We start from the raw sequence: 7,657 nt of genomic DNA on the forward strand, positions 1-7,657 counted from the left end.
TTGATTATCTGACCGGAGGTGCAAATGAAGAATTGAACCTTGCCAGAAATGAGAATGATTTTGATAATATTCTGTTGAAGCCGCAATATCTGCTTGCGAGCGAAGAAATAGACCTATCTGTAGAATTATTCGGTCGTCGTTACAGTGCACCTTTTGGTGTTTCACCTATCGGACTTCAGGGATTGATGTGGCCGAATGCGCCGGAAATTCTTGCGAAAGCGGCAGCAAAAAATGATATTCCCTATATTTTGAGTACAGTATCAACAAGTAGTATTGAACGTATTGCCGAGGTATCTGATGGGAAAGCCTGGTTTCAGCTCTATCATCCTACGGAAAACAGGTTGCGCGATGATATTATTAAACGTCTGGAGGCTGTTGAATGTCCGGTATTGGTAGTTCTGGTGGATGTGCCTGCTTTTGGACTTCGTTATCGTGAAATAAAAAGCGGATTGTCTATGCCGCCTAAAATGAGTATCGCCAATATTTTACAAACCTTTGCCTGTCCAACTTGGGGGATAGAAACATTAAGGCATGGAATTCCTTCTTTTGCAACATTGAAGCCTTACATGGAAAAGGGACTTGATTTAGCGCAGCTGGGACAGTTTATGAACAGAACCTTTACGGGTAAAGTTGATGTTGAGAAAATTAAAGCTATTCGGGATCTTTGGAAAGGGCCCCTGGTGCTTAAAGGGATTGCCACCGATGAAGATATGCAGGCTGCTATCGCATTGGGCGTTGATGGAGTCATTGTGTCAAATCATGGTGGACGACAGCTCGATGCAAGTGAATCTTCGATCAATTCATTGATCCACTTAGCGAGCAACCCAGACTATAAAAAGAAGATAAAAATCATGTTAGATGGTGGTATTCGATCAGGGGTTGACCTCGCGCGGGCACATGCAGTTGGATCGGATTTCAATTTTATGGGAAGACCATTTATGTATGGGGTTGGCGCATTGGGCAATGAAGGTGGGGAACATACAATCAATATGTTTAAGACGCATTTGTTTCAGGTTATGAAGCAATTGAGTCTTTCAAAGATTGAAGATTTTCCAAAACGTCTGCAGGCTGTCCTGTAACTGCAGCAGTAGGTCGAGTTTCCGATCCAGCCTTGGGCTGGCAATAAGACCTACGATAAAAAGAAGAAGATGTCTCTTATGTTTGTATTAAGCAAATGTAGGAGACATTTTTTTTACGTTATAGTTCGCATGAAAGGTCGTCGGCTTTTACCTTTTCTCCTTTAGTTCTTAGATGCAACAGATGGTAATCAAATTCCACTTTTAAACAGTACTTGTTCAGTGCTCGTTCAGTGCTTGTTCAGTGCTTGCTCAGTGAAGACTGAATAAACAGTGACTAATTACTGTCTAAGTATTGATTGAAAACTGTTTTTAGCTATAATTTGGTATGCGTATTTTTCCGTATTAATGTTTATCTTTATTATCTATAACATAATCAAGTAATTATGGCAATAATCAAAAATGGTGTAAATGGAACTGTTTCCGGGAAAGCAGGTTCTGTTGTGTTTGTGTCGACTAAAACAGGAAATTATGTACGATCTCTCCCTAGCGTTAAAAAACGGGAGCCCACTCCTAAGCAACTGCTGAGTAGAAAACGCTTCAAAATTGTGAGGTCACATATTAGCCAATTAAAACCGATCATCAATATGGGGTATAAGGTGTACAGCTATCCTAAACGGGCATACGATATAGCGATGTCTTATAATCTGAATAAAGCACTTATCCAGGAAGAAGACGGTTTTGTCGTTGATTGGTCGAAATTTATGATTGCCAAAGGAAGCCCCAATCCCATTACTTCCTACACAATGGATTTCGATCAAGAAAACCAAGTGCTTCAGGTCACCTGGGAATATGATGCTTATCTGGAGGAAAAGTTTGACACGGGATCTTACGATTCGTTCTTAATCCTGTATAATGCAGCGGATCATGGGGGCGGGTATCCACTTGTGATGAACGATTTGAAAAGCAGCTTAATGTCTGGCAAACAAAATGTTGAAATTCCAAAAAATAGAAAGGAAGTGACCTATGAGGTGTATATCTTTTTTATCGAAAGTTATGGTGGAGGTAATACAGACAGTCTGCACTTGGGTACGCTAAAGGTTTGACAATAAAAAATATGGATGACACGATCGTCTATTATAAAATTGCATAAAAAGGGGCAATTCATTTTTGACTGCCCCTTCCTTTTGTTTACTGTTGAAAATAGTTTACCAGTCGATATTTCTATTATCTGTTGATCCTACTTCCCATTGTTCGTTTACTTTACCGCTGTTGGCATCTTCTGGTCTGGCATATGCCGAACCAGCTGCAATACCTTGTTCAAGTTCGATTGTCGTTGTATTAATTTTGGGGGCGATGTACGCTAATTTCTTTTCCATAATAGCTATTTTTTACGTGCTGTTTTTCTTTGTTATACGCAGCAAGATTTAGTCTTTCCGATTATTGATCTATTTATTGATTATTGGCAAGGGATTTTCTTCTTTCCGGCACCTATACCCTTGATAATAGTACGTCCATCAACAAGTTGGGTTACTTTTACGGTGTTGCTTTGTGTTGCACTCCAAGGGAATGTGTTGAAGCTGTTGCCATTCACGAGTTTAAGTTCGTATAAAGGACCGCCGGATGTTTTACTACCAAACATGGTCACCTGGCCAGTTCTGCTAATCACAACCTTAACGAGAGGATTTGTACTGGTACCTTTCATGTTGTACACTTCGTCAATTCTTTTGCCCGTTTCGATATTGTTGCCAGCGTATTTGCTTCCGTCGAAAAATTGGATATTTTGTGTAGAGGCAACCGCATTTGATTGAAATTGAATTTCCTGTTTTGCTAATTTGACACCATTTACTTCCAGATTGAATGCATTGTCTAGTTCGGTAATGTCGAAAACAAAACCATAGTCTGCCGCTGGAGCGGTAAAGCTTCTGTCGATGGCTGTTCCATTGGCATAGAATTTACCGTCTTTCATAATACCCGTTTTACCACCCGATGTTGTTGCTGGATAGCTCCAGTTCAAGCCATTGCTGGTTACATCTTGTGTACAGGTTCTGAAGTTAAGTTTCAGATCGTATTTTTGTCCGGGGTTGATCTTAACATTTGGAATGGTGATGTTTGTTTTGGTTTCACCATCAAGAGTTAGACTGCCGAGCATCAATGTCCCGTTGCTGGTGGTGGGGTGAATCAATAATGATGGGTTACTGATGATAGTACGTAAGCCATTTCCTAAAGCCGGGAATTGCGTGGTCACACCAGCGTTGTTCAAGCCATTGTACGTTAATGTTTCATCTGAGAATTTCAAATTTGCACTACTGTGACTAGGTTTTAGTACTGCAGTCCCGATTTGAGTGATGGCCCCGGTCATACTTGGATCCATGGTCAATGTTGTGGTGATTTGGCTAAATCTGTGTTTTAACACAACATTTAAATTGTTTACACCATTTTTTAACGTTAATGTGCCTGTGTAATACATTAAGTCGCCACTTATATTGTTTAAGCTGGCTGTGGATAGTGTGTTTTGATTGTTAATATCCGGTAATGCTGTGGTGCTATTGATCGAATAGGCAATGAACGTATATGATTTTCCGGCGTCAAGAACGATACCTGCGGCAGTAGCTTCCTCACCATAGCTATAATCTTTTGCCGTTACGTAAGCTCCTTGGTTGTCATAGACAACAACTTTATACTTGACGTTTTTGTCCAATGGCTTCTCTTGTGTTTGGACAGCCGCTAGTTTGGGGTTGGATGAAGCAACGAGGCTTTTTGTAACCGCTGAACTGTTTGTTAGGACAACGTCAACTGAACCACCGTTTTCTAACGGTACAGTCATTTCCTGTACATCAGGTGCATTGCTTGATGAATGCGATGCGTTTGCAGATGCTTGCTTTTGAACAGCATTGTTGTCTGTTTCATTGTAAGCTTCTACGCCCGATAGATTGATTTTAACGACAGTTTCTCCTGTTAACGCGGTGTTTTCTCCGCTTTTGTTACATGAGTAGAGGCTAAGCGCGAAAGCGCTGCAGCCTAGCATGAACAGGTTTGTCAGTCGGCGATGGGGGATTAGATTCATGTTAATTGACATTTTGTTTTGTTATTGATTTTTGATTATTTGATTTCGTTGTTTATTTGTTTTGCAAAAAAAAAATCTTGCAGTTGTATGCCGATTTGTATTTAAAATGTGGTATACCATTGCTTTTTTTATTGCTTTTATTTTTTATCGATGCAATTATATAAATAGCATTTTACTTAATATACTGTATTTGTGTTATCTTGTATTTCTTGTAGAGAAATATCTACAATAGTGTTGTTTTGTATTTAAAATGCTGTTTAAACATGTTTTATGTGTTTTTCTGTTAATTATAATTCGTTTTATTTGAATAATAATTTACTTATAATTAATATATGTATCAGGTGATAGTGCAGTGTAGGGTTGTGCGGTTTTATGAGGCCTAAGGGGTAAAAAAAATGCTCGGTTGAAAGCGCCGGTCTCCTTATTTTATAGGAGGCAATGGAGATGACGCTAACCAATAGATTTCTTGGGTCAAGGGGAGATTTTGATTTATTTTTTTTAAATTTGCGTATTCATGAGGTTAATTGTTTTCATATTGATAGCATATATTATGGGACTTTCTTTTGTTCCCTGCAGTGATTCTAGCAATCGCTGTGAGCAGACTGCTATGGAAATACAATTAAACCAAACGCATAACCATAGTGATGATGCATCTGATGCCTGTTCTATTTTCTGCTATTGCAATTGTTGCAGTGGAAATATAACGGCTTATGCCTATCAATTCCCGCAAATAGATGGTGTCCCGGTATCAATTTATTTTGATAATCGTAATCCTTTACACAATACAGCGATTGTTTCCAGTTATTTTGGAAGCATCTGGCAGCCGCCGAAAGTTAATGCTTAATTTTTCGTAAAAATTCTAAAAACAAATCTGATAGAGCGCGCTATGCTGTTCTTTATTCAGCTTTGTGCTCGGAATCCGTTTGTTGTATTTTATTACGACAAGCGCTGAAGATATTCTAACGAGCTATTATTTAAGCATTAATCACGTATATTGTGTTAGATCATATTATAAAATTTAGCATTAAGAACAAGATCGTTATCGGTTTAATGACCTTGTTGCTTATCATTTGGGGGGCATGGAGTGCGACGAAACTACCCATAGATGCCGTTCCCGATATTACCAATAATCAAGTCCAGATCTTTACCTCTTGTCCAACTCTTGCCGGACAGGAAGTAGAGCAATTGGTGACTTTTCCAATTGAACAAAGTATTGCAACTGTACCCAAAATTGAGGAGATCAGGAGTATTTCACGCTTTGGGCTTTCTGTCATTACCGTTGTTTTTGACGATGATGTAGATATTTATTTTGCCCGTCAGCTGATCGGTGAGCGTTTAAAAGAAGCGGTGGATCAGATACCACAGGGTATTGGTAAACCTGAGTTGGCTCCAGTAAGTACCGGATTGGGAGAAGTATATCAATATATCATCCATCCCAAAAAGGGAAGCGAAAAGAAATACAACGCAAAAGATTTGCGAACCATGCAAGATTGGATTGTTGCCCGTCAGCTTTATGGAACTCCTGGAATTGCCGAGGTCAATAGTTTCGGTGGTGAGCTTAAACAATATGAAGTAGCTGTTGATCCGAATAGACTTAAAGCGATGAATATCACGATCCCGGAGATATTTACTGCTTTAGAGAAAAACAATCAAAATACAGGTGGTGCCTATATTGATAAAAAACCGAATGCATACTTTATCCGGGGGATTGGGCTGGCGACCTCTTTGGAAGATGTCAGAAATATCGCTATCCGAAAATCAGGGTCTATACCGATTTATGTAAAAGATGTTGCAGATGTACGGTTTGGTCATGCTGTGCGCTATGGAGCCTTGACATACAATGGTGAGGTAGATGCTGTGGGTGGTGTCGTCATGATGCTAAAGGGTGAAAACAGCAATGAGGTGGTCAATCGTGTGAAAGAAAAACTACCGACTATTCAAAAATCTTTGCCTGATGATGTGGTCATAGAACCCTATTTGGACCGGACAGACCTCGTTGGACGTGCGATCAGTACTGTTGAAAAAAATCTGATTGAAGGAGCCTTGATCGTAATTTTTGTCCTGGTATTATTTCTTGGGAACTTGCGGGCAGGTCTTATCGTTGCTTCGGCGATTCCACTGGCGCTGCTGTTTGCACTTGGACTGATGAACGTCTTCGGCGTAAGTGCCAATTTAATGAGTTTGGGTGCGATAGACTTCGGTTTGATTGTGGACGGAGCAGTCATTGTGGTGGAAGCTACGCTACACCACTTAGGCTTACGAAAGTCAACCGAGAAATTGACCCAGGCCGAAATGGACCATGAGGTATTTGAATCTGCTTCAAAGATTCGTACCAGTGCAGCCTTTGGTGAGATCATTATTCTTATTGTCTATATTCCAATTTTAACATTGGTGGGTGTTGAAGGAAAAATGTTTCGTCCAATGGCGCAAACAGTTGGGTTTGCCATTTTCGGGGCATTGATTCTCTCGTTAACCTATATCCCCATGATGTGCGCTCTGTTTCTGCCGAAAAAATACAGCGACAAGAAAACGTTGAGTGACCGGATGATTGCGGGACTACAACGTATATATGCGCCTTTATTACAGAAAGCCATTCGGTTTAAATACCTGATCGTGAGTTTAACTGTTGCCATTTTTGCTTTGTCGGCCTTCTTTTTCAAGAACATGGGGGGCGAGTTTATTCCACAATTGCAGGAAGGCGATTATGCATTCCATTGTATACTTCCTCAGGGAAGCTCGCTTTCGCAAAGTATTGAAACTTCTATGCAGGCTTCCCGGATTATCAAAGAGTTCGATGAAGTGAAGATGGTTGTCGGTAAAACAGGAGCTGCGGAGGTGCCGACAGACCCTATGCCGCCGGAAGCGACAGATATTATGGTGGTATTGAAGCCTCAAAAAGAGTGGAAGTCGGGCCGTTCTTATGAAGAACTGGGCAGCGCTATTCTGGAGAAGCTAGAAGTAATCCCGGGTGTTTTCTTTGAGAAAAATCAACCTATTCAAATGCGTTTCAATGAGTTAATGACGGGTATCCGTCAGGATGTTGCTGTAAAGATCTTCGGTGAAAACATCGACTCACTGGCCGCTTACGCCAATGTGGTTGCCGCTCAGATTCAATCTGTTCAAGGGGCAACTTCTCCACAGGTGGAGCGTGTATCTGGTCTCCCGCAAATTAATATCGTTTATGACCGCACCCGTATCGCGAATTATGGATTGACAATTCAGGACGTTAATGATGTGGTGAGTACCGCCTTTGCCGGTCGGAGTACGGGCCAGATCTATGAAAATGAACGTCGCTTTGATCTGGTCGTCAGGTTAGATACAACACACCGAAATAGTATTGATGATGTGCGTAATCTGATGATTCCTACAGATACGGGTACGCAGATCCCTCTTTCTCAGGTTGCTGCCATCGATTATAAATTGGGGCCGGCCCAAATCAGTCGCGAAGCTGGTAAACGAAGAATTGTGATTGGATTTAATGTGGCAGGGCGTGATGTTCAAACCGTAGTAAAGGATATCCAGCAACAATTGGCTGCAAATGTAAAACTTCCCGCGGGTTATTATTTCACCTACG

General features: G+C 40.7%; 6 protein-coding genes. 4 read left to right on the forward strand and 2 right to left on the reverse strand.

Going from position 1 to position 7,657, the window contains the following annotated elements:
- Together B2X72_RS18805 and B2X72_RS18810 are read left to right on the forward strand one after the other, a co-directional pair.
- Positions 1–1,079, forward strand: a 1,079-nt coding sequence (locus B2X72_RS18805; RefSeq protein ID WP_286851045.1) for an alpha-hydroxy acid oxidase, incomplete at its 5' end; no start/stop codon positions are given.
- A gap of 383 nt (positions 1,080–1,462) precedes the next feature.
- Positions 1,463–2,122, forward strand: a complete 660-nt coding sequence (locus B2X72_RS18810) for a DUF6266 family protein (protein ID WP_075992561.1) — start codon at positions 1,463–1,465, stop codon at positions 2,120–2,122.
- A gap of 102 nt (positions 2,123–2,224) precedes the next feature.
- On the opposite strand, the gene B2X72_RS18815 is transcribed toward B2X72_RS18810, so the two are convergent.
- Together B2X72_RS18815 and B2X72_RS18820 are read right to left on the reverse strand one after the other, a co-directional pair.
- On the reverse strand, positions 2,225–2,395 hold the full coding sequence (locus B2X72_RS18815; RefSeq protein WP_167512273.1) for a hypothetical protein: 171 nt from the start codon (positions 2,393–2,395) through the stop codon (positions 2,225–2,227).
- Positions 2,396–2,475: 80 nt separating this feature from the next.
- Complete coding sequence (locus B2X72_RS18820; protein ID WP_286851047.1) at positions 2,476–4,095, reverse strand: hypothetical protein; 1,620 nt, start codon at positions 4,093–4,095, stop codon at positions 2,476–2,478.
- Between the two features lie 502 nt (positions 4,096–4,597).
- On the opposite strand from B2X72_RS18820, the gene B2X72_RS26695 reads away from it, so the two are divergent.
- Both B2X72_RS26695 and B2X72_RS18825 read left to right on the forward strand, forming a co-directional pair.
- On the forward strand, positions 4,598–4,927 hold the full coding sequence (locus tag B2X72_RS26695) for a DUF6660 family protein (RefSeq protein ID WP_145330541.1): 330 nt from the start codon (positions 4,598–4,600) through the stop codon (positions 4,925–4,927).
- Between the two features lie 152 nt (positions 4,928–5,079).
- A partial coding sequence (locus B2X72_RS18825) for an efflux RND transporter permease subunit (protein ID WP_286851049.1) occupies positions 5,080–7,657 on the forward strand: 2,578 nt, incomplete at its 3' end.

The sequence above is a fragment of the Sphingobacterium sp. UBA7253 genome (assembly GCF_002472745.1).
Classification (GTDB): Bacteria; Bacteroidota; Bacteroidia; order Sphingobacteriales; family Sphingobacteriaceae; genus Sphingobacterium; species Sphingobacterium siyangense.